At 38.7% G+C, this 23,936-nt stretch carries 18 protein-coding genes; 6 read left to right on the top strand and 12 right to left on the bottom strand.

Going from position 1 to position 23,936, the window contains the following annotated elements; all coding sequences use genetic code 11:
* Positions 1-19: 19 nt before the first annotated feature.
* Positions 20-730, top strand: coding sequence for a 3-deoxy-D-manno-octulosonic acid kinase (locus GM698_RS01360; protein ID WP_209289530.1), 711 nt, complete (start codon positions 20-22; stop codon positions 728-730).
* A gap of 63 nt (positions 731-793) precedes the next feature.
* Here GM698_RS01360 and apbC read toward each other — a convergent pair whose 3' ends face one another.
* The 4 genes from apbC to GM698_RS01380 all read right to left on the bottom strand — a co-directional run bounded on the left by apbC (position 794) and on the right by GM698_RS01380 (position 6,102).
* The gene (apbC, locus tag GM698_RS01365; RefSeq protein ID WP_209289531.1) at positions 794-1,891 is read right to left on the bottom strand and encodes an iron-sulfur cluster carrier protein ApbC; all 1,098 of its coding nucleotides are present in this window, start codon (positions 1,889-1,891) and stop codon (positions 794-796) included.
* A gap of 12 nt (positions 1,892-1,903) precedes the next feature.
* Positions 1,904-3,442 (bottom strand): peptide ABC transporter substrate-binding protein, encoded by a 1,539-nt coding sequence (locus GM698_RS01370; protein WP_209289532.1) that lies wholly within the window; start codon positions 3,440-3,442, stop codon positions 1,904-1,906.
* Positions 3,443-3,463: 21 nt separating this feature from the next.
* The gene (locus GM698_RS01375) at positions 3,464-4,114 is read right to left on the bottom strand and encodes a YchE family NAAT transporter (RefSeq protein WP_159629425.1); all 651 of its coding nucleotides are present in this window, start codon (positions 4,112-4,114) and stop codon (positions 3,464-3,466) included.
* 116 nt (positions 4,115-4,230) lie between these two features.
* Entirely contained in the window at positions 4,231-6,102 is a 1,872-nt protein-coding gene (locus GM698_RS01380) for a SurA N-terminal domain-containing protein (protein ID WP_176808131.1), read from the bottom strand.
* A gap of 181 nt (positions 6,103-6,283) precedes the next feature.
* Between GM698_RS01380 and rpsO the strand changes: the two genes are divergently transcribed.
* Both rpsO and GM698_RS01390 read left to right on the top strand, forming a co-directional pair.
* On the top strand, positions 6,284-6,553 hold the full coding sequence (gene rpsO / locus GM698_RS01385) for a 30S ribosomal protein S15 (RefSeq protein WP_159629423.1): 270 nt from the start codon (positions 6,284-6,286) through the stop codon (positions 6,551-6,553).
* A gap of 76 nt (positions 6,554-6,629) precedes the next feature.
* Entirely contained in the window at positions 6,630-7,490 is an 861-nt protein-coding gene (locus tag GM698_RS01390) for a DUF808 domain-containing protein (RefSeq protein ID WP_209289533.1), read from the top strand.
* A gap of 157 nt (positions 7,491-7,647) precedes the next feature.
* On the opposite strand, the gene GM698_RS01395 is transcribed toward GM698_RS01390, so the two are convergent.
* Genes GM698_RS01395 through hemC form a run of 4 tightly spaced genes read right to left on the bottom strand, consistent with a single transcriptional unit; the run spans position 7,648 to position 12,040 of the window.
* Positions 7,648-8,913, bottom strand: coding sequence for a heme biosynthesis HemY N-terminal domain-containing protein (locus GM698_RS01395; protein WP_209289534.1), 1,266 nt, complete (start codon positions 8,911-8,913; stop codon positions 7,648-7,650).
* Positions 8,914-8,937: 24 nt separating this feature from the next.
* Entirely contained in the window at positions 8,938-10,320 is a 1,383-nt protein-coding gene (locus tag GM698_RS01400; protein WP_209289535.1) for a uroporphyrinogen-III C-methyltransferase, read from the bottom strand.
* A 15-nt stretch (positions 10,321-10,335) separates the two neighbouring features.
* The gene (locus GM698_RS01405) at positions 10,336-11,100 is read right to left on the bottom strand and encodes a uroporphyrinogen-III synthase (RefSeq protein ID WP_159629415.1); all 765 of its coding nucleotides are present in this window, start codon (positions 11,098-11,100) and stop codon (positions 10,336-10,338) included.
* Between the two features lies 1 nt (position 11,101).
* On the bottom strand, positions 11,102-12,040 hold the full coding sequence (hemC, locus tag GM698_RS01410; protein ID WP_209289536.1) for a hydroxymethylbilane synthase: 939 nt from the start codon (positions 12,038-12,040) through the stop codon (positions 11,102-11,104).
* A 286-nt stretch (positions 12,041-12,326) separates the two neighbouring features.
* On the opposite strand from hemC, the gene adhE reads away from it, so the two are divergent.
* Positions 12,327-14,936 (top strand): bifunctional acetaldehyde-CoA/alcohol dehydrogenase, encoded by a 2,610-nt coding sequence (gene adhE / locus GM698_RS01415; protein ID WP_209289537.1) that lies wholly within the window; start codon positions 12,327-12,329, stop codon positions 14,934-14,936.
* Positions 14,937-15,022: 86 nt separating this feature from the next.
* Here adhE and GM698_RS01420 read toward each other — a convergent pair whose 3' ends face one another.
* The 4 genes from GM698_RS01420 to GM698_RS01435 are packed head-to-tail and all read right to left on the bottom strand — an operon-like array spanning position 15,023 to position 21,361.
* Entirely contained in the window at positions 15,023-16,432 is a 1,410-nt protein-coding gene (locus GM698_RS01420; protein ID WP_209289538.1) for an efflux transporter outer membrane subunit, read from the bottom strand.
* 3 nt (positions 16,433-16,435) lie between these two features.
* Positions 16,436-17,560, bottom strand: a complete 1,125-nt coding sequence (locus tag GM698_RS01425) for an ABC transporter permease (RefSeq protein ID WP_176812391.1) — start codon at positions 17,558-17,560, stop codon at positions 16,436-16,438.
* On the bottom strand, positions 17,561-20,296 hold the full coding sequence (rbbA, locus tag GM698_RS01430) for a ribosome-associated ATPase/putative transporter RbbA (protein WP_371739917.1): 2,736 nt from the start codon (positions 20,294-20,296) through the stop codon (positions 17,561-17,563).
* A 3-nt stretch (positions 20,297-20,299) separates the two neighbouring features.
* Positions 20,300-21,361 (bottom strand): HlyD family secretion protein, encoded by a 1,062-nt coding sequence (locus tag GM698_RS01435; RefSeq protein ID WP_209289540.1) that lies wholly within the window; start codon positions 21,359-21,361, stop codon positions 20,300-20,302.
* Between the two features lie 248 nt (positions 21,362-21,609).
* Here GM698_RS01435 and GM698_RS01440 point away from each other — a divergent pair, with 248 nt between their 5' ends.
* Together GM698_RS01440 and GM698_RS01445 are read left to right on the top strand one after the other, a co-directional pair.
* A complete protein-coding gene (locus tag GM698_RS01440; RefSeq protein ID WP_176809776.1) occupies positions 21,610-22,506 on the top strand; it encodes a homocysteine S-methyltransferase family protein in 897 nt (298 codons plus the stop codon).
* A 9-nt stretch (positions 22,507-22,515) separates the two neighbouring features.
* Entirely contained in the window at positions 22,516-23,928 is a 1,413-nt protein-coding gene (locus tag GM698_RS01445; protein WP_159629405.1) for a basic amino acid/polyamine antiporter, read from the top strand.
* Positions 23,929-23,936: the final 8 nt, after the last annotated feature.

Raw genomic sequence — 23,936 nt, forward strand, 5'->3', positions numbered from 1 at the left:
GATAAATATTCCTAAAACTATGCGAAATATCCAATATCTTTTTAATGCCGATGTGATTCCTGAAGAACAGGCAGAATGTGTACAATCTTTACTAAATTGCAAAAATATTGAACGTTCCGACCGCTTGTTAGGCTATTCAAAAGGGCGTGGCACAACGTGGTTTTTAAATACAACGCCAGAACTTGGCATTAATGTGGTGTTGCGTCACTATTATCGAGGGGGGATATTTGGAAAACTGATAAAAGACCGCTATTTTTACGCCCGCTTTGAACATACGCGAGCCTATAAAGAATTTTTCTTACTACAACAGATGTTAGCCTGGAAGTTGCCCGTACCTCGCCCAGTCGCAATTAAAGTAGAAAATAGCTTGTGTTGCTATCGTGCTGATATTATGTTGGAAAAGTTAGAAAATACACAAGATTTAAGCAAGATTTTGCAATCTCAAGTGCTTTCAAATCAGCAATATGAACAGATCGGAAAATTAATTCGCCGTTTGCACAATCATCAAGTTCATCATTCTGATCTGAATATCCATAATATTTTGAGAGGAAATGAGGAAAAATTTTGGTTGATCGATTTCGACAAATGCCGTATTGAACAAGGCGAAAGTTGGAAACAGAGCAATTTAGATAGGCTGTTGCGTTCGTTCAAAAAAGAACAAACTCGGTTGAATATTCTGTTTAATGAGGAAAATTGGCAAGCGGTTTTGAAAGGATACTCCGCCCGATAAACATATAGCGCCTGCAGATCGTGACCGCTGCAAGCGGTATATTTTCCATTTATTTTTGCAAAATTACTTCACTTCACGGATCATAATTTCAGACGGAATGACACTGCCTTGCCAGTAAAGCTCAGCCGCTACTTTTTCAGCCAATGCTAAATAGGCTTGGCTGATTTCGTGTTCTGGTGCTGCAACAACCGTTGGCACACCGCTGTCTAAATCTTCACGTAAGCGAATATGTAGTGGCAGTTGTGCGAGTACTTGCGTGCCGTATTTTTGTGCGATTTTATCCGCCCCACCTGTGCCGAAAATCGCCGCAGAGTGTCCACAATTTGAGCAAATGTGCATTGACATATTTTCAATCACCCCCAATACTGGCACAGAGACTTTTTCAAACATTGAAATGCCTTTTATCGCATCTAACAATGCAATATCTTGAGGTGTCGTCACTACCACCGCACCTGTTACGGGGATTTGTTGGGAAAGCGTGAGCTGAATATCGCCCGTACCTGGTGGCATATCAATCACTAAATAATCCAATTCATTCCACCAGGTTTCATTTAATAATTGGTTTAACGCACTGCTTGCCATCGGACCACGCCAAATGGTGGCGTTATCTTCTTCCATCAAATAACCAATTGAGTTAGATTGTAAGCCATAAACGGTAATTGGCGTGATATGTTTATTATCTGGCGATGTTGGGCGTTGCTCTTTTGCCCCCAACATATGTGGAATAGACGGGCCATAAATATCCGCATCTAAAATCCCTACTCTTGCCCCTTGTACCTGCAGAGCCAGGGCTAAATTTACCGAAGTAGTTGATTTTCCCACCCCACCTTTTCCTGAGGTAACTGCAATAATATTTTTTACCCCATTCACTGCTGGGTGCTTATTCGCACGCTTTAAGGTCGCAATTTGGTAATTTAATACCCATTTTACCCCCCTTGCACGGGTTAATTCTTTTAGCTTTTCTTCGGTTTCTGCTTTTAATACCGCAAAAGCAGTGTTCCACGCAAATGGCATCGTCATTTCAATGCGTAAAACCTCATTACCTAATTCTGCTTTTTTAAACGCATTCATTGCGATAAGGTCTTTTTGCAACGTGGGGTGAGTAAATTGTTGTAAAATATTTTTAATTTCAATAAGTTGCTGTTCATTAAGTTGATTCATCTATTCATCCTTTTATTCTAAAATACGCCTTAAATCCTTACTATAAATTACTTCGCTATCGTTATTTAAATCAATACCCCAAAGGGAGGAAACAACGCCTACACGGTGTTCATACTGAAATAGCGGTAACACAGCAACATCACTATAAAGCTGATCATTAATCTCTTGAATCAGTAAAGCACGTTGCTCTTGGTTTAAATTTTCTGCTTGTAACCGATTTAATTTTTCATCAACCACTTCGTTTTTATAATTCGAGTGATTATCTGGGCTGGCTGAATGAAATTTTTGCAAAAAAATGAGCGGATCAGGGTAATCTGCACACCATCCAGAACGTATTAGCTGATAATCTTTCTTCTCTCTTAATTGATTAGCAGTCTGCCAATCCACCATTTTAGGCGTAATATGAAATAAGTCTGATTGAGATAATGTGCGAGTAATCTGATTCGCAATATCGCTATTCATCTGGCTATCATCATACAGTAATGTCATTTTTACAGGATTTTTCAAACTCACTCCAGCTTTCATTAAAAGCTGCTCGACAATAATAGACCGCCACGGTTTTTCTCTCTCTTTCACTAAATGATGTGGAATAACCGACTGGCTTAAAATGCCATATACTTGCCCAATATTAGCTGAAGAAACCATTGCTCGTAACGCTTCACGAACCTCTTTTTTACTTAATTGAGGATCGTTAAAATTAAATTCATAATAATGTGAACATAAGCGTGGAAACTTTACAATATTAATCTTCTGGCTTAACGGAGGATTTTCCACAATATCAAACAGCGAATCCTGTTGCATAGTGGTCATTAAATCATAGACTACATGCTGAAATGGGACATCTTCAGATCGTGCTTTCAAAATTAATTTGTTATCCGATATTTGCTTAATTTGATACGCCGCATTACTTACAAAATGATCAGAATGGGGCTCTTGCCCTTGATAAGTTGGTAATAACGCTACGTGAGCCAACATTTGAGGCAACTGATGATTTGGTCGGTCAAGACGAATTTCTAGCGTATGAGCATTTAATGCTTTTATCCCTAATGCTAAAATTGGCTTTTGCTGATCTATAATCGCTTTAGCATTTTCTATGCCCATATAAATGAGATATTTTGCGAGTAAAGAATGATTTTTAGGATCAATCAAACGTTGCCAGCTCTGAGCAAAGTCTTGTGCTGTCACCGCTTTACCGTTTGACCAAGTTGCTTTGCCATCTAAAATAAATAACCACGATTTTCCATCTTCGGTAAACCAACTTTGTGCAATCGCTGGCACAACTTCGCCTTTTGTATTATATGCCATCAACCCTACCAGTAAGTCTCTCAAAGGGGCGGCATCAGCAGACACTTTTACTTTGTGTGGATCGAGCTGAAATACCGGCGAATAAATGGCTCGTTTTAGTTCGGTACTGCTTGGTTGAGTGTCAACTTGTGGCTGAGAAATTGATTTAGCATTATTTAATTTATCACAAGAGGCAATTAGCAAAACACAAGCGGTCATTTTTGCACATTTTTTTGCAATTTTAACCGCTTGTAAAAATTTCAACATACTCCCCCCCACAGCAATGAGCTATTTAACAAAAAGCACAGGGAATAAAGTAGTGATACCCGCTACAATAATTTCAATCCCCAGAGCCATTAGAATTAAGCCCATAATACGAGTCACCACATTTGACCCCGTTCTTCCTAATTTTTTCACTAAAGGGGCTGAATAACGGAATAAAACATAACAAATTAAGGCAAAAATAATGATAGCAATGCTAAAACCAACATAATCTTCCCAAGTATGGTAACGAGTTCCCCATACAATCGTTGATCCGATTGCCCCTGGACCTGCCATAATCGGCATAGCGAGTGGCACAACGCCAATATTTTCATACTCGGTAATATCTTCGTTTTTCTCTTCTTTATTTTGCTTATGTTCACCTAATTTACCGCTAATCATCGTCATTGCAATACTGACAATTAAAATTCCACCTGCGACTCTAAAAGAGCTTAATGAAATACTAAAGGCATTTAAAATCAGATTCCCGAAGTAAAGACTAACTAATAAAATCACACCGATAGACATAGCCGTAATGAGGCTTGTACGATTTCGCTCGCCTTCATATTGGTGGGCGGTCATACTGAAAAAAATAGGTAAAGAGCCAAAAGGATTGACGATAGCAAACAACCCGATGAAGAATTGGAGGTAGATGGCGAAATTAATGACAATATCCACAAAAACTTCCTCAAACAATGATATTCTAAATGATTAGATCGGTTAATCTTAGTAGATAAAACCTACAGCACTCAGCCTTTTGTTTGAAGCTGAGTGCTTTTTAGTTAACGTCGTATTTAGTGTGATGAATTTTGTTCGAGAAACTCATCATTTATTTCCACAGAGGCTTTTGCTCGAAGGGCTTTTAGTAGCTCATTACGCACTATAAGCTGATTAGCCTGAGTAAATTGTGGAGTAAAAGCCTTAAATTGTTCAGCATTACCTGCCACAATTTTATCTAAAGCAATAATCACAACATCGCCTTTTTGGTTACGAGCAATTTGGTAAGCCACCTTATCTTGCTGTTTTTTCATTGCAAATGCGATTGGAGCTAATACTGGATCTTCTCCCGCTGACTGCATATAAACTAACGTTTGCGGTGCATTGAATTTCACATTAGCAGACTTACCTTCATTGAGCGCTTTCACATTTTCTTCCGCCTTAGCTAACAAAGCCTTCTCTGCTTTTTCTGCTTTCACAGTATTTTCAACAGCTAACTTCGCTTCTTCTAATGTCTGCTGACGTTCTGCTTCGTACTCACTCACACGTACAAATAACGTCTGTAGATTTGTTTCGCTTCCAATATCTAACGCATCAGAATTTTGTTTATTTTGGCGTAGTTCACCTTCAAATAATGCTTTTAATGCCTTCTCGTGTTGTAATGCAGTTGGCACATTTGCACGAGTAAATTGCTCAGTTTTTTGCACTTTCACATTACCTGCTTTTGCCACCTCTTCAAGTGAACTATTATTTTCAAAGGCTCGATTTGCCATTTCACGCACAATAGTTGAATATTCCGTTAATACTAAATCCTGGCGAATGAGTTGAGTAATTTTATCTTTAACTTGGGCTAATCCAATTACTTGCTCAGGCTTACGCGCTAATACTTTAATAATGTGATAAGCGTTATCAACTTTAACAACGCGACTGACTTGCCCTGCTTCTAAATTTTCTACCGCATTTTCAAATGCTTTAGGGAAAGTTCCTGCTTGAGTCCAACCTAAATCCCCACCGTGATTAGCTGACAACATATCTACCGATTTTGCTTTCGCAACGGCTGCAAAATCTGCACCATTTTTTAGCTCTTGCTCAACTGCTTGAGCTTCGGTCTCTGTTGCAACTTGAATATGAGCTAAATGCACTTCGCCCTTAGTTAAATAGTCACCTTTATTGCGATCATAATAAGTTTGGATTTGTTCATCTGTAATATGGATGTTACTTTCAACATCTTTTGGAGAAAAAGTGACATATTCAACCGTTAATTTCTCCGGTGCTAATAATTTTTCTTTATTAGCATCGTAGTAAGCTTGTAACTCTTGTTGTGAAGCGGTCTGATTTTCCATTTCTTTTGCAATTGAGAATTCAGCTAAACGCACCTCACGCTGTTGTAACAATAATTTTGCCAACGTTTCTTGCTGTGATGGCACAGTAAAATCAGTGTTTACGATCCCTTCTTGGATTTGTGATTGCAACATACCCTCGTGAACAATAGCCGCATAAGTATCAGGACTTAAATTGTTTTGACGTAAGGTTTGTTGATATAATTCATTGCTGAATTTACCCTCTTGCTGAAACATTTGACTATTAACAATTTCAGACTTGATTTGTTCCGCACTAATATCTAATTTGAGTTCTTTTGCATATTGGCGTAACAACTCTTCATCAATCAAGCGATTAAGTACCGATTGATTAAATTGCTTCGCATATTCAGGGTTATCCATTAAATCCCAGAAACGGCTACCCATCTCTGAATTCAACACATTTTGCTGACGATTAACCTCATTATTAAATAGCTGTTGGCTAATTTCTTCGCCATTAACCTTAGCGACAGTATTATCGGTAGAAATCAAACTTGTCCCCACTCCACCAATAACAAATGAAATCGCAATTAATGAAAAAATAATTTTAAATACGGGGCCTTTTGTCCGTTCGTGCATTGATTCAATCATTTAAAAATTCCTAACCACTTAAAAAATTGCCGTTGATTATACCCTTTCTCAGATGAGAAATAAATTGCAAATTTTTATTGAAATTTGACCGCTTTCTCTTTAGAATCCACACTTCCTGTCGTAGCTGAGTTAGAGATCGGCTATTGATGTATTATCAACCCTTAATAAAAAGGAAATTAACATGTCTCTAAGCGTAGAAGCAAAAGCAAAAATCGTTGCGGAATTTGGTCGTGATACAAAAGACACTGGTTCATCAGAAGTTCAAATTGCATTACTCACTGCACAAATCAACCATTTACAAACACACTTTGCTAAGCATAAAAAAGATCACCACGGTCGTCGCGGTTTATTACGTATGGTGTCACGTCGTCGTAAATTATTAGACTACTTAAAACGTACAGATCTTGCTAAATATTCAGAAACTATCGCACGTCTAGGTTTACGTCGCTAATTTCAAATATTAGAAATGAGAGCCGAGCTGAAAAGCTCGGCTTTTCTACTCTAGGAATTTTATTTAAGGAAAAAATATGGCATTTGCCTCATTATTTACTTTATTAGATGATATTGCTGCCGTACTTGATGATGTAGCAATTATGACTAAAATGGCCGCAAAGAAAACGGCTGGCGTAATTGGCGATGATCTTGCTTTAAACGCTAATCAAGTAAGTGGGAAAAACGTACTGCCAGAGCGTGAATTACCGATTGTTTGGGCAGTTGCCAAAGGGTCATTTATCAATAAAGTGATCTTAATTCCCGTTGCATTGCTTTTATCATTCTTCCTCCCACAATTAATTATTCCGTTATTAATGGTTGGTGGGGCTTATTTATGCTTTGAAGGTGTAGAAAAATTATTTCATCACTTATTCCATAAAGAGGAAGACAATAATAAAAAAGAACTGTCAGAAAAAGATAAAATTAGAGGTGCAATTCGTACTGATTTCATCTTATCCGCTGAAATTATTATTATTGCGTTAGGAGTATTACAAAATGCTTCTACCTTAACCAAAATTTTATCACTTTCAGCGATTGGTATTGGTATTACCGCTTTTGTTTATGGTTTAGTAGCATTAATCGTTAAATTAGATGATATTGGCCTATGGCTAATCCAGAAGAAAAATACATTCTCACAAGCGGTCGGAAAAGGCTTATTATTTACTATGCCGTGGTTTATGAAAGGACTTTCTATAATTGGCACTATCGCAATGTTTTTAGTAGGAGGTGGCATTTTTACCCATAACTCTTCAATGCACCACCATTTTATTGAAACATTAAATATTCAGCCTAATTTTTCTTTCTTAATTGATTTAGTTGTTGGAATTGTTGTTGGAGTTATTGCTTATATAATTATTTTGCCTCTAATAAAATTATTTTCTAAAAAAGCACATTAACATTAAAAGCATATAGAACAAAGTAAAAGCCTTGATTTTGAAAATCAAGGCTTTTACTTTTAAATCATACTGGCAAAATATAAGTCAATTTTACTTAAATCTGACATTTTATTGTCTAAGTATAATAAAAATAGCAGGAAAACCCTGCTATTTTAAATTATATTGATTTTACATTATCTATATTTTCAGGTAATGCAAATACTTCATTCGTTTTAGGTAGAGCCTCCATATTTACTTGTTTGAGATTCTCCTCACGAATACGATTGGCAAGTATATAGTCATTTGTTTGCTCTGCAACATACAGTGCCATAATACGATCATCAGGCAAGCATTCATCGTGAGCTAATAATAATTCAAATTGTAATTTTGCTTTTTCATACTCATTATTTCGAGTATAGATATAACCTAATACTCTAGCATAATCATCGGTATATTTTACACTTGCTTTATTAGCACGCTTAGTCAATACTTTAACCAACTTGCTATCAGAAGCAACTTGTAGGCGTGTTAATTGAGTGAATAATCCCTGTAGTTGCTCGTCTTCAAATTTTTTCAAGGTTTCTAAAGCAATCTGCTCTGCAGATTGATGATCATCGCTATCAATTAAACGCTTAATCACACCAACACGACTATAAACTGATTTACGGCGACGATTTGGCTGATTCTCCCACCAGATGAGTAGACCTTCTTGACCATCTTCTTGTAAACGTTCATTTTGTAATCCATCATCAACAAAATGCTCTAAATCTGCATATTCTGTCGCAGTTAAGAAATTACGCTGACCAATATCCGATAGTAAACGATCTAATGCTACATAAGCGTTCAACTCTTTGTAAATTTGAATCGCTAAACGTAATACTTCATCATTATGTGGAGCTAATTCTAATAAGCTGTCAATTGCTGTGCGAGCAGCAGGTAACTTCCCTTGCTGTAATAAAATTCTAGTTCGAGCTAATTCAACGGCTAAATTATTTGTTCCTGCAATTTCGGTTGCTTTAATTAAGTATTTATTAGCTGCTAAATCATCACCGTTTTGCTGAGCCGCTTCCGCAGCTTTAATAAGATTCAGCACAGGCTCATCTGCATATTTCGCATTTTTGCTAAAGAGCTTTTCAGCTTTCGAATAATTACCCTCACTCATACGCATTAAGCCTTCAAGCGTTTCTTGTTTAGCTTTTTTATGCTTACGGGTTGAGAACCAATTATAAGCTCCACTACTCATACGACAAATTTTAATGAAAATCCATTCAAGTAGATAAACGACTGCCATTGCTACTACAAAAAAGACCACAAGCATCACAATGCTCATTTCAATTACTGTAGCCGCCGTTTCAATTCTGACATACCCTTGATTACCTGAAATATAAGGTCCTGCAATTAAGCCTGCCAATAATAAAAGCATTAAAAAGAGCGTTCTAAACATAATTATTTGTTCTCCTTTTACTGATTATTGTGCCAAAGGAGTAGGCTGTTCAGCTTCCTCTGATTTAGCTGGTTCTGTTTCTACTGGTTTTACAGGCTCTGCCTGCTCCAACTCTTTCTCAGCTTTAATTTCTACTTTATCAATTTGTTGGGGAGCTTTATTAATTTGCTGAGATAATACTTTCAAGCTTTGTAGAGAATCTGGAACATCAACATAGATAGTCTGTTCAGCTAAATCATCAATCTCTTTTAAGAAATTTTGCACATTATCATTTGAAGTATCGAAATAACTTCTTACCCAAGCTCCCACTGTTTGCAATGATTTTTTATAGAACTCACTTTGCTGACGAGGAATTGCTAAAATCGCAATTTGTAAACGTAAACGGATATTTTCACGTAAGTAAATTTCTTGATTAGGTGCAACAAAGGCTTTCTCATCAGCAACATTACGCTTAGATGATACACGAATAAAATGATCTAAGAAGGAAGTTGCACTTCTCTCTAAATTTTTCTGCCAATCTGCAATTGAATCTGTAACTTCACCTTCTGCGACAGCTGCCTGTGATTGCTCACTTTCTAAAATTGGTAAGTCATCTAATCGATTAGTCAAATTAGCCACACGCTGCATTAATGCGTTTTGGTCAATATTGTTAATATTGGTTAAAGTATTTAAATCTGCTTTAATTGCTTCACGAATATTCGTTGCATCTGAAACTTGAGCCAGAACTTGGTCGGCCTCTAAGAGCAGATTTTTAGCAGTTTCGATATCGTTATCTAATACCACTTTACGAACAGCATTATTTAATAAGAACTCAGCTTCAGATAATAACCAAAAACTCTTATCTGAACTTGAAGCCTTATTTAATTTTTCCACTTGTAACTGCAAGCCATTAACTAGCTGGGCATAATCGCTTTGTGCATTTTCAAGCTCTTTAATACGATATAATGCTTTTTGGTAATTCATTGAAAGCTCAGCAATTTCTGCTTTTTCATTCTCAAAATTTGGTAGTTCAACTGAAGGTTTAGCCAATGCTTGCTGGTTAACCTTATCTGATAAAGCTTGCATTTGAGCTTCAACTTCACCAAATTTTTTATTTGCCATAAAATGACCCGCACCACCGACCGCAAGTGCTACTAATAAAGCTAATAATGCTAAGCCTTTGCCACCTGATTTCTGTTGAACAATAGCTTGTTCTTCCGTGCTTATTTTCTTTTTACTCGGTTCTTTTTTTTCTTCAAACATAGTTTTTTCAATTGTCGATTTTTCAGTAATAGATTCGTTCAAAATACCTTCCTCAATCTCATTTTTTGCAAAAGATTGCTCAGAATTGACCGCTTGTTGGTTTTCCGCTACAACTTCTGCCGTTATAGGTTCTACTTTTTCAGGTACCTTCCTCGATTTTGACATACTCGCCCACCTTAGTTAGTTATATTTGTCAACTTTAAATAATAATGTATTCATCAATGTTACATTATCAGCTTTATCTGATACAAAAATTTTCTCTGCTTGCCAGCCCATTTGCATAGCAATTTTGCCAATACGTTGGCTTACAACTACAAGATTACACTCAAATAGCCACTCTCGACAATTTTCATTTGTTTGCTCATAAAGGCTTTTTAAAATTTCGCTACTGGTTATCACAATAGTATCTATGCCTAAACGCTTACATACGCTGATTTTTTCAGGAATATCGACAGCAACCGATTCTCTACGATAACATTCCAAATATTGAATTGTTGCCCCTCGTAGGATTGCGGTTTCAGCCAATAGCTCACGCCCAGCATTTCCTCTTAAAATCAAAATGGTTTTATCGGTTAGATTTTGCATATCTGGCAGAGCCAAAACACCTTCACTATTTTCTGATTCTAGCGGATAAATAACCGCTTGTTCAGCTTTTTCTGTAAAATATTTCGACGTTCGTTGCCCTACTGCAAAATATTTCAAATCTGAACGAAAGTGAAACCCCGTATCTATTAATGTTTTAACCGCATAATCGACTGCATTCGGCGAGACGACAAAAACATAATCGCCCGATTTAAGACGAGATAACACAGAAGGCAACATAGGTAATTCTCTACCCGCCTCAATGGTGAATAATGGCTGATGCACGGCAAAAATTTGTCGTTCATTTAGCATATCGACTAATTCCTGCCCTCGGCTATCTGGGCGTGTGACAAGTACATTCATTTTATTTGATGAGATTATGGCTATAAACTTCCGCTAAAATTTTATCTGCACCTTCTGCAAGTAACTGATCTGCAACGGCAATGCCTAATTGCTCAGCATCATCTTTATGTCCCTTAGCAGAAGCCCGAATAATTTGTGAACCATCTAACGCACCGACTAAAGCGTTCAGCGTAATTTCATCACCTGATAATGTTGCAAAACCTCCAATTGGCACTTGGCAGCCACCTTGTAATCGGTTATTCATTGCACGCTCAGCCATCACACAACAAGCGGTTAAATTATGATTTAATTTTGCAACATAACTTAGCACTCGCTCATCGTCAATTCTAGTTTCAATTCCTACAGCACCTTGCCCTACAGCGGGTAGAGATTGCTCAACAGAAATGTAGCTACGAATTCGCTCTTGTAACCCTAAACGAATTAAACCCGCAGAGGCTAAAATAATCGCATCGTACTCACCATTATCTAATTTACTTAAACGAGTTCCCACATTACCACGCAATGATTTGACGTCTAAATTAGGGTATTTCGCCATTAACTGGCACTGGCGACGTAAACTCGATGTGCCAACCACCGCACCTTGGGGTAAATCATCTAAACTCGGGTATTTATTGGAAATAAACGCATCTCGAGGATCTTCACGCTCACAAATTACCGCCAAACCCAATCCTTCAGGAAAGCTCATTGGCACATCTTTCATTGAATGCACAGCTATATCGGCTCTATTTTGCAACAACGCTAATTCCAACTCTTTAACAAATAAGCCTTTTCCACCAATTTTTGCCAGTGGAGTGTCTAAAATCACATCACCTTTGGTTGTTATCGGCACCAATTCAACCGATAATTGTGAAAAATGTTTTTCCAATTCATTTTTTACAAAATTAGCCTGCCATAAAGCCAAAGGGCTTTGACGTGTTGCAATGCGTAAAATATCTTTCATAAATTCTAAAATTAAAACACCATAATAAATGGTCCATCCTACCACTTTTTACTTGAACTGCCAAAAATAATCGCTGATTTCTGGTTATATTTAACCCCAAAACAGCTTTTTTCTACCCAAATACTTATATCGTATTTCTTGCTTTTTATAGCATATATATAACTTAAAAAATATTGACATAGATCAAATCAATGATAAAACCTTGCTGATTTTTAACGACAAAATAACTCTTTTGGGTAATAATTTCATCAGTTAAAAAATTTAAAATCTTATGAGGAAATAAACTATGATTAAAAGCACCCAAGCATTTGATGCCCAAGCAGAAGTCAATTCACTTGTCGAGAAAGGCTTACAATCCCTTGATGAGTTTAGAAAACTTAATCAAGAACAAATTGATTTTATTGTAGCCAAAGCCTCTGTTGCAGCACTAGATAAGCATGGTATTTTAGCAATGCACGCTTATGAAGAAACTGGGCGAGGTGTATTTGAAGACAAAGCCACTAAAAACCTGTTCGCCTGTGAGTATGTTGTCAATAATATGCGACATTTAAAAACAGCTGGTGTAATTAGCGAAGATGATGTGACGGGTATCACTGAAATTGCTGACCCAGTCGGTGTCATTTGTGGAATCACGCCAACAACCAATCCTACTTCTACGACCATTTTCAAAGCATTAATCGCTCTTAAAACTCGTAACCCTATCATTTTCGCTTTCCACCCATCAGCTCAACAATGCTCTGCCCACGCCGCTCAAATTGTGCGTGATGCCGCGGTTGCTGCAGGTGCACCAGAACATTGTGTGCAATGGATTACACAACCTTCAATGGAAGGTACTTCAGCCTTAATGAAACATTCAGGTATTGCAACTATATTAGCTACAGGCGGTAACGCAATGGTAGAAGCTGCTTACTCTTGCGGAAAACCCGCATTAGGTGTTGGTGCTGGCAATGTTCCAGCTTATGTAGAGAAAACAGCTAAAGTAAAACAAGCTGTATATGATATTGTGATGTCTAAATCTTTCGACAACGGTATGATCTGTGCATCTGAACAAGCGGCGATTGTAGATAAAGAAATTTACGCCGATTTTGTGAAAGAAATGCAATCTTACGGCGTTTACTTGGTAAATAAAAAAGAGAAAGCCTTACTTGAAAAATATATTTTCGGTATAGATAAAGCGAAAGATGAAAACTGTGCGGGTGCAAAACTGAATTCTGCGGTAGTAGGTAAACCTGCCGCTTGGATTGCTGAACAAGCTGGTTTTAAAGTGCCAGAAAAAACTAACATTTTATTAGCGGAATGTGCTTTTGTCGGCGAGGGTGAACCGCTCACACGAGAAAAGCTTTCACCCGTATTAGCCTTGCTCAAATCTAACTCCACTGAACACGGTCTGGCGCTTTCTGAGGCAATGGTCAATTTCCACGGTTTAGGGCATAGTGCCGCCATCCATACTGAAAACAAAGAGCTAGCGAAAATATTCGGTGAACGTGTGAAAGCGATTCGTGTAATTTGGAATTCACCATCTACTTTCGGCGGTATCGGTGATGTGTATAACTCTTTCCTCCCATCGCTCACCTTAGGTTGTGGCTCTTACGGCAAAAACTCCGTGGGCAACAACGTAAGTGCAGTGAACTTAATCAATATCAAACGTGTGGGCAGACGGAGAAATAATATGCAATGGTTTAAAGTGCCATCAAAAATCTACTTTGAGCGTGATTCAATTCAATATTTAAAATCAATGCACGATGTGCATAAAGTGATGATCGTGACCGACCGTTCAATGGTAGATCTAGGCTTTGTTGATAGAATTACAGAACAACTACGCCAACGCCGTAATCAAGTAATGATCCAGCTTTTCACCGATGTTGAACCAAACCCAAGCTTGCAAACCGTACAACGTGGCACGGAATTAATGCGTAGCTTCCAGCCAGATACGATTATTGCATTAGGCGGTGGTTCACCAATGGACGCAGCCAAAATTATGTGGCTATTCTATGAGCAACCTGATGTGGATTTCCGTGATTTAGTGCAAAAATTTATGGATATTCGCAAACGTGCGTTCAAATTTCCACAATTAGGCAGAAAAGCGAAATTTGTCGGTATTCCAACCACTTCAGGCACTGGCTCCGAAGTCACTCCATTTGCAGTAATTACCGATGGCGATATTAAATATCCACTCGCAGATTATTCTCTCACACCTACTATTGCGATTGTTGATCCAGCATTGGTAATGTCCGTGCCGTCTCACGTGGCAGCAGATACGGGTTTAGACGTATTAACTCACGCAACCGAAGCCTACACGTCGATTTTAGCCAACGACTATACGAACGGCTTGGCGTTACAAGCGATCAAATTAGTATTTGAAAACTTAGAGAAATCGGTGAAAGAGTTTGACGAAGCTGCACGTGAAAAAATGCACAATGCTTCAACTATGGCGGGTATGGCATTTGCTAACGCATTCTTAGGTATTTGTCACTCTATGGCACACAAAATCGGAGGCAAATTCCACACCATTCACGGCAGAACCAATGCTATTTTACTTCCACACGTTATTCGCTATAACGGCACTCGCCCAACCAAAGTGGCAACTTGGCCAAAATATACTCACTATGTGGCAGATATTCGTTTCCAAGATATTGCAAGAATGCTTGGTTTACCCGCTGAAACACCCGAACAAGGGGTGGAATCCTACGCTAAAGCGGTGCATAATTTAGCTATGCGTTGTGGGGTAAAAATGTCATTACGTGAGCAAGGCGTTGATGAACAAGCATTCCTAAATGCTCGCCGAGAGCTTGCTCTACACGCATTTGAAGATCAATGCACGCCAGCAAACCCTCGTTTAGCAATGATTGAAGATATGGAAGCAATTATGACGAAAGCCTACTACGGCAAAGAATAGGGAAAGAAATAATCGTTTATCTAATAAAAATGATCGCCTTACAAGCGGTCATTTTTGTTTGCTTTTTTGCAAAAATCACAAAAAATCTAACCGCTTGTAAGCAATCTCCACCCACCACCGAGTGCTTTATACAGATCAATTAAATTCAAGGCTTGTGAAAGCTGAGATTGCACCAGTTGCTGTTGATAACTTAGCACAGCCATTCTGGCTCTAATAGCAACATCTAATGTTTTCTCACCATATTTAAACAAACTTTGGGCATCACTTGCCTGTTTTTGTGCTTGTCGTACTACATTTTGTAGTAATAGGCTTTGATTAGTTAGACTTGATTGCTGCTGATAAGCAGAATCTACCTCGCCAAGTGCTTTCAAGAGGCTATTATCATACTCAATCATCGCTGCTTGCAAGCGAGCATCTGAGGCATTAATATTTGCTTGAATTCTGCCATTAGTAAAAATGGGCAATTTTATACCGAGGCTGACTAAATTAGCTAAAGCGGAAATTGGCGATAAATCATTATTGATTTTAATGTAGCCGCCTTGCCCTAAAAACTGAATATCAAAGCGAGGGTAAAGATCTGCCTTCGCACTGGCTAACTTAGCCGACATTGCCTCCACCTGGCGGGCATTCGCTCTTATATCAGGGCGGCGTGCAATGACGGAGCTTGGCATTTGTCCGCTTGGGCTATCAGGAATTTTCGCTAACGGGTTGCCACTTTTCACGATGTGAAAGCCTTGCGGCACAGCGCCAACTAATACCGCAATATTACGTTGGAGAGCATCAGATTGTGATTGCAAAGTTGATTGCTGAGCCTGAAAGGCGATAATTTGAGCTTTAATTTCACTGATTTCATACGCCGTTGCCTGGCCCGCATTAAAACGCCCTTGAATATAACGATGTAATTCTTCTAACATAGCCACATTTTTGCGAAGGATCTCTTGTTGCTGGTCGATCGCATAAATTTTGAAATAATTTTCTGCAATGCTGCTAGAAACTAAAAGTTGAGTACCATAAACTTGCTCTTGGCGTCCTAACATTCCAGCTTTTGCCGCATCAGCATCACTACGTTTTTTGCCGAAAAAATCAGGCTCCCAAGAAGCAGAAATACCGCCTTGTGCCGTTGTCATCCCAGCTCGTTTGGGATCAAACAGCCCTGTGTTCATATCCATCATTCCACCACCAACAGAGCCACTTGCCCCAACATTGATGCCCTTATCAGCTTCAGTATATTCACTATTAGCTCGAGCTTCTGCTAATCGGGCTTGAGCTAATTTAATATCAAGACTGTTCGCTAATCCTTTTTCAATTAAGGCGGTTAATTGTGGATCGTTCCAGTTTCTCCACCATTGCTGAATTTCATTCGACCCTTTAGCTACTTGGGTTTTATCAAACTCAACTGGTATTTCAACAGAAGAGTGGGTATCGACCTTAATACTGCTACAAGCGGTCAAAAAAGCAGTAAAAATTGCAATTGTCGATAAGTTATAAATGTTCATTTTTTATCCTTGTTTAGATAACATAGATTTAAATTGCATTAGTGCGATGCTTAAGAAAACCGCTCCAATTAATGCCATTTTTACTAAGTGTAGCCAGACCAAATCTAAGCTTGCATTGCGAAATAACACATCTTGAGCATAACTGCCAAGAATGGTTGTCGGCGAGAACTGCGTTAATTGTTGTGCTAGCTGTGGCATATTTTCAAGCGGGGAATTTGCTCCTGAAAGCATATACATCACTAAATAGATTGGAATACAAAGCAAACCAAATTGTGGCATTGTCGGTGCAAATACCGCCAATAAAATCCCTAATGAAGCAATAGAAAACAGAAAAATGGCTACCCCTAAAATAAAAATAGCGATTTGTTGATTACTTATTGGCGCACCGAGAAAGCCTGAAACAATAAATTTCAGTGAGAGTAAAGTAACAATTAACAGTATTACACCATTAGCAAGAATTTTTGATACAGCAATTTCACTTGAACGAACGGGCATAACCAATAAATGTTCTATTGTGCCACGTTCTCTTTCCCGAATTACTGCAGAGCCTGAAAGTAGCAAAGTTAATAATGTAAGGTTACCCACAATTTGCCCTGCTCCCATAAACCAAGCAGTATCATAATTAGGATTATATAGCACATTGATTGCAGTATTAAATGGAATAGGCAACGCTCTAGAGCCAACAAAACGTTGAATTTCTTGGTTAAAAATTTGACTGATGTAATAAGCCCCTATATTTGCTTGTGTCATTGCTGTTGCATCAACTAATAATTGCACTTTGGGCTCTTTTCCAGCTAGGGTGTCTCGTTGATAATTTGGGGGAATTTCTACAATAAAGGTATATTGACCTACATCCATTGCACGATCAACTGCTTTAGGCTCAATATCCTCCACTGTTTTAAAATAAGGGGGAATTAACGCATCTTTCAAGCGGTAAGATAGTGCCGAATGATCATAATTAATAATGCCAACTGATCCATTTTTAACATCGGTCATTCCCTGTTTAGCAATCGTAATAATGGCAAATGAAAACATATAGATAATGAGTAAAACCAAAACCTTATCACTAAATAAACTTTTCAACTCTTTAAATGCGAGGAAACCAACATTTTTAAACCAACGGTTCATTTATTTCTCCTGTTTTTTCAACGCAAAAGTTGCTAGCGCAAGATAAACGGCATAGATAATCGCCAACGCCAAATAGGGTTGAATAAAATCCGTAAATCCAAGCCCTTTAGTAAATCCGCCTAAGCTGATTTGCTGAAACCACGCCCCAGGGAAAATCATTGAAACCAGTTGCACATTTTCATCTAAGCGAGAAACTGGATACATCATTCCCGAGAAGTTAATGGTTGGCACAATCGAAATAATTGCCGCAGCAAAAATTGCAGCTACTTGCGATTTCACAAAGCTAGAAACTAACAAGCCAAAGCCAGTGGAAGCACAAATTGCTAATATCACCCCTAAAAACATAGCAGTTACTGAACCTTTAATCGGCACACCAAATACAAAAATAGCTGCCAGTACCATAATTAAATAGCTGATAAACGAAAGTGCAATATAAGGAAGTTGTTTGCCCAATAAAAACTGGAACTGAGAAGCGGGTGAGCCATAAAGATTCATAATTGTTCCCATCTCTTTTTCCCTTACCACACTCAGTGCGGTCATCATTGGGGGGACAAGCATCATCGCAAGCATAATAATACCAGGTGTCATAGCAAAAACGCTTTTGAAATCTTGGTTATAGATCATTCTAGGTTCTGTTGCAGAGGGAATGTTTGCACTAATGCCATTTTCTCTTAACATTTCCTGCATATATTGCCCGATAACCCCTTGTGCCGAACCTCGTAAATTTTCTGCCGTACTTGGATATGCCCCATCAATAAACAAACCAACTTCAGGCATTCTTTGGGCTAATAAATCACGTCCAAAATCAGATGGGATTTCTAACACTAATTTTGCTTTTCCTGTTTGTAAACTAAGGTTTATATCATCTATAGAATAAATATTGTCTTGACGAATAAAATAAGGCGAGCCAGAAAAGGCTTCAATCAATTTACGGCTCTCCGAGCTATTATCGTGATCAAGCACGGTAAAATTTAACGGTCTTATATCAAAAGAAATGCTTGATCCCATAGCCAATAACATCACTAACGGACCAAGTAAAGCAAATAATAAGCGTATATTATCTCTTAACAGTTCTTTACCTTCACGCACCGCAAAAGTCCAAACGACACTCAACCCATTTGCAAAAAATTTCTGATTTTTGACCGCTTGTAATGAGTCATTTTCTTGCTCGTTTGTATCAACTATTTGTTTCGGTGCAGTGACCTCATCGGCTTGTTCTTCTAAATAAACAATAAAGGCTTCTTCAAGCGTTTTCGCATTTTTTACTATTCTTAATTCTTCAGGCGTGCCAACCCCAAGCACTTTTCCTCTGTGCATAAAGGAAATACGATCGCAACGAGCCGCCTCATTCATAAAGTGGGTTGTCACAAAAATCGTAATACGATCTTCTCTGGAAAGTTTAATTAAATACTCCCAAAACATATCACGAGCGGCGGGATCAACCCCAGAAGTCGGTTCATCTAAGATCAGCACTTCAGGCTGATGCAAACACGCTGCGGCAAGTTGTAAGCGTTGGCGAATACCAAGTGGCAAAGATAACGGCTTTTCTTCGGCTAAATGAGCAAGATCAAATTGATTCATCACATTATTCACATAATGCGACCATTCACTACGCGGAATTTGGTAAAGTTTAGCGTGTAACTCCAGATTTTCTCGCACAGTCAGCTCTTCATAAAGTGAAAAAGCTTGTGACATATAGCCCACTCGCTTTCGGGTATCGATATTACTCGCATCAATCGGCTGACCAAGCAATAGTGCCATACCTTCTGTTGGTTCAAGTAAGCCTGTTAGCATTTTCATTGTCGTGGATTTACCGCAGCCATTAGAGCCTAAAAAGCCAAAAATTTCGCCTTTAGGAATCACGAAGCTCACATTATCTACCGAAACAAAATCGCCGAATTTCTTAGTTAAGCCTTCAGCTACAATAACAGGCGGCTCATCTTTTAGTGGTTCAAAAGATGGAATAACCAAGCCATCGACCGCACCTCGTTTTTCAGGCGGTAATAATTTAATATAGGCTTGTTCTAAATTTTGGCTATTTGTTTCAGCAATGACGGTTTGAGTAGGTTTATCAACAATTAACTTGCCATCGTCCATCGCAATCACATATTCAAAGCCTTCTGCTTCATCGATGTAGGCGGTGGCGATAATCACCGTCATATCAGGCGTTTCGGCACGTAACTCTTCAACCAACGCCCAAAATTGCCGACGTGAAAGCGGATCAACCCCTGTTGTCGGTTCATCTAAAATGAGCAGCTCGGGGCTATGCACTAAAGCACAACAAAGACTAAGCTTTTGCTTCATTCCTCCCGAAAGTTTGCCAGCTGCCCTATCTGCAAATGGCAAAAGACCTGTTGCTTTTAACAGACGATGAATTCGTGCTTTTCGCTGGCTTGGAGATAAGCCAAACATTCGAGCGTGAAAATCAATATTTTCATAAATAGACAGTGTGAGATAAAGATTTTTGCCTAGCCCTTGCGGCATAAACGCCACTTTATGGGTTAAAATCTCCCTATCTTTCGCATTTGATACATCTAAACCAAAGACCGAAACTTCGCCTTGCTGAAGAATTTTCACCCCTGCAATGAGAGAGAGTAGCGTAGATTTCCCCATACCATCAGGGCCAATAAGACCAACTGTTCTGCCTTTAGGAATTTCAAGTGAAACATTATCAACCGCCACGGTATTTTTATAAGTATGGCGAAGATTGCTTATTTTAACCGCAAGCTCAGTCATCATTTATCGGCTCTCTGGCAGCTTTACAGATAATGTTTCAGGCCAATCTACGCTTTTATCATATTTCACATAGCCCATTGCTGTCATACCGCCTTTGAAAAAGCCAACATATTGCTGAGCAATTTCCGCTGGAATCTGTAACTTCACTTTAAACATTAATTTTGTGCGTTCTTCCGCTGTCTCTACAGATTTTGGCGTAAATTGTGCTTCACTTGCAACATAGCTAATTTGAGCAGGAAAAAGGTAATCTACACCATCAATTTTAATACGAGCTTCTTCGCCTATGTTGACATTATTTGATTGATAAGCGGGTAAAAATACATTTAGGTAAACCTCTTTAGTATCGAGCAAACTCACCACTTTTGCCCCCATACCCACTACATTACCGACATCAACAATACGATACTCTACTCTACCTGCAATCGGGGCTTTAATTAACATATCATCATTTTGTGAAGAGGCTTGGTTAGCCGCAGCCTCTGCCTGATTCACATTTGCTTCTGCTTGAGAAATGACTGCCTGAGCCTGATTAACCGCAGCTTGTGCTTCTGCTTTGGCAGCTTTTGCCGTTTCAACCGCTGCTAACGCTGCTTTATAACTTGCCTGACGACGTTCTAATTCACTGGCAGACACTAAATTCTCACGGCGTAATTTTTTCGCATTATCCAATTCTAATTTGGCCACTGAGGCTTGTTGCTGTTGAGCACTCATTTCTGCTAAAGCACGGGCAACGGCTTCTTCTGCCCGTAATTTTTGGGCTTTCGCACTTTCTACTTGTGCTTTTGCAGCAGAAATTTGCGCTTCTGCAAAAATGACTTGGCTTTCTGATTGGGTAGAAGAGAATCGTACAAGCGGTTGGTTTTTCTCAACATTTTGCCCCTCTTTAACCAAAATTTCTTCCACTTTTCCTGCATAAAGCGTAGCAACATCTAAGCGTTCTAATTCTAACCGCCCATTTACCGACGCAATACCCGATAATTCGGTACGCTCGCTCTGTATGTAGTGCCATAAATAAGCGCCACCTGCCACCACTACAATTAAAGTAGCAATTAAAAATTTCTTCATCTTTTATCCTTAAAACCTATCAACTGGTCTGAACTGTAAACCAATAGCATTCTATAACCCAATCGATCCGATAACAACATAAACCATCTGGCAAAACGTGCTTTCTTAATTTATCTTGAATCAAGCCAGCTATAAAAATTTCACCAAAAATCTAATTTATACTATTTAGTTATAAGCACTTATGCCAAAAAACCTGTAAACTGCTCGAATTTATTTTTTATGGTCTTACCTTTCAATGAGGAAATTTTATGTCAATCACGATATTAGACGGTGGAATGAGCCGTGAATTAATGCGTCGTAACGCACCTTTCCATCAGCCAGAATGGTCAGCAGCTGCACTCTATGAAGGCTCGCACTTTGTACAAGCCGTTCACGAGGATTTCATTGCCAATGGGGCTGAAGTTATTACTACCAATAGCTACGCCGTTGTGCCTTTTCATATCGGCGAAAAACGTTTTGCTGCTGATGGCAAAAGTTTGGCGGATTTAGCTGGCCGTCTTGCAAAACAAGCGGTCAAAAATTCAGGAAATTTTGCAACTCAAATTGCAGGATCTCTACCGCCAATGTTTGGTTCTTACCGAGCCGATCTAATTAAAGCCGAGCGTTTTACTGAAATTGCTCAACCATTAATTGATGGTCTTTCACCTTATGTGGATATTTGGTTATGCGAAACCCAAAGTGCGATTATTGAACCCATTTCAATCAAGGCATTATTACCCAAAGACAATCGCCCACTTTGGGTCTCTTTTACTCTTATCGATGACGAACCAACCCCAGAACCACAACTTCGATCAGGCGAAAATGTAAAACAAGCAATAGAAAAAATGGTAGCATTAGATGTGCAAGCCATTTTATTTAATTGTTGTCAACCTGAGGTGATAAGCAAGGCGTTGGCGGTGACACAAAAAACCTTAGCAGAACTAAAAGCCAATCATATTCGCATCGGGGCTTATGCGAATGCCTTTGCTCCACAGCCCAAAGATGCAACCGCAAATGATGGTTTAGATGAAGTGCGTAAAGATTTAGATCCCGATGCTTACTTAGCTTGGGCAAAAAAATGGACTGAACAAGGGGCAACTATTATTGGTGGTTGCTGTGGTATTGGTGTGGAATATATTGAAACACTTGCAAAAAATTTAAAGTAAGGAAACCTTATGTCAAATAAAAAAATAGGATTACTCTCGCTTACCGCCCTCGTGTTAAGCTCAATGATTGGCTCAGGCATTTTCAGCTTGCCTCAAAATATGGCGGAAGTGGCTGGGGCTGAAGCAATTACGATTGGTTGGCTAATTACGGGCGTGGGTATTGTCTTTTTAGGCTTATCATTTTTCTTCATTTCCCGACTTCGCCCTGATCTCGACGGCGGTATTTACACCTATGCACGAGAGGGATTTGGTGAGTTGATGGGCTTTATGTCAGCTTGGGGCTATTGGCTATGTGCAACTATCGGCATTGTGGGCTACTTGACTGTAGCGTTTGAAGGATTAGGAGTATTTACTGATAGCGAAAGCACAGTCATTTTCGGGCAAGGTAATACGCTTGCAGCTTTTATTGGCTCATCGATTATTGTCTGGCTGGTTCACGCCTTAATTGCAGGAGGTATTAAAGAAGCTGCGTTTGTTAATCTGATTGCTACCTTTGTAAAAGTTGCACCGCTTATTCTATTTATCGGGCTAGGCGTTTGGTATTTTGATGTGGATTTATTCAACTCCGATGTAAAAGCAACCGCTTTGAATAAAAGTGTAAGTGATCAAGTTAAAAGTACGATGCTCATTACATTATGGGTATTTACAGGTGTTGAAGGTGCTTCTGTACTTTCTGCTCACGCCAAAAAGCGTTCTGATGTAGGCTTAGCCACCGTACTAGGAATTCTAATTGCACTCGCACTTTATGTAGCAATTACCATTCTTTCACTCGGTATTCTACCGCGAGAAACCATTGCGAATATGACAAATCCATCAATGGGTCCGTTACTTGATGCAATGATGGGACCAACTGGTAAAGTGATCATTACCGCTTGTTTAATTGTTTCCGTACTTGCCTCTTATATCAGCTGGACGATGTACTCTGCTGAAGTGCCTTATCGTGGTTCAAAAAACGGAGCATTCCCTAAAATTTTAGATAAATTAAATGAAAACGGTACACCCATTAATTCCCTTTGGTTTACGGGTTTTGTTGTACAATTCTGCCTTGTGCTGGTTTTTGTCTTTGAACAAAGCTATAACACGCTATTGTTAATTTCTACTTCAATGATTTTAATTCCGTATTTTTTAATCGGAGCATATTTATTCAAATTAGCTATTCAAACCAATGCAGCTTGGTACATTAAACTCACAGGTTTTATGGCATCAATTTATGGCTTATGGATTGTTTATGCTGCTGGATTAGAATATTTACTGCTCTCGGTTGTGCTTTATGTGCCAGGTATTTTGTTGTATCTCTATTCTAACTATAAATTCAACGGTAGATTAACGCTTTCAAACCCAGAAAAGATGATTTTAAGCATCTTACTTGTAATTTTTGGATACGCTGTGATTGAATTACCAACGCTATTAGCAACAGGCTAATTTGCAAA

Origin of the sequence: Mannheimia sp. ZY171111 (genome assembly GCF_017750945.1) — a bacterium.
Taxonomy (GTDB): domain Bacteria; phylum Pseudomonadota; class Gammaproteobacteria; order Enterobacterales; family Pasteurellaceae; genus Mannheimia; species Mannheimia pernigra.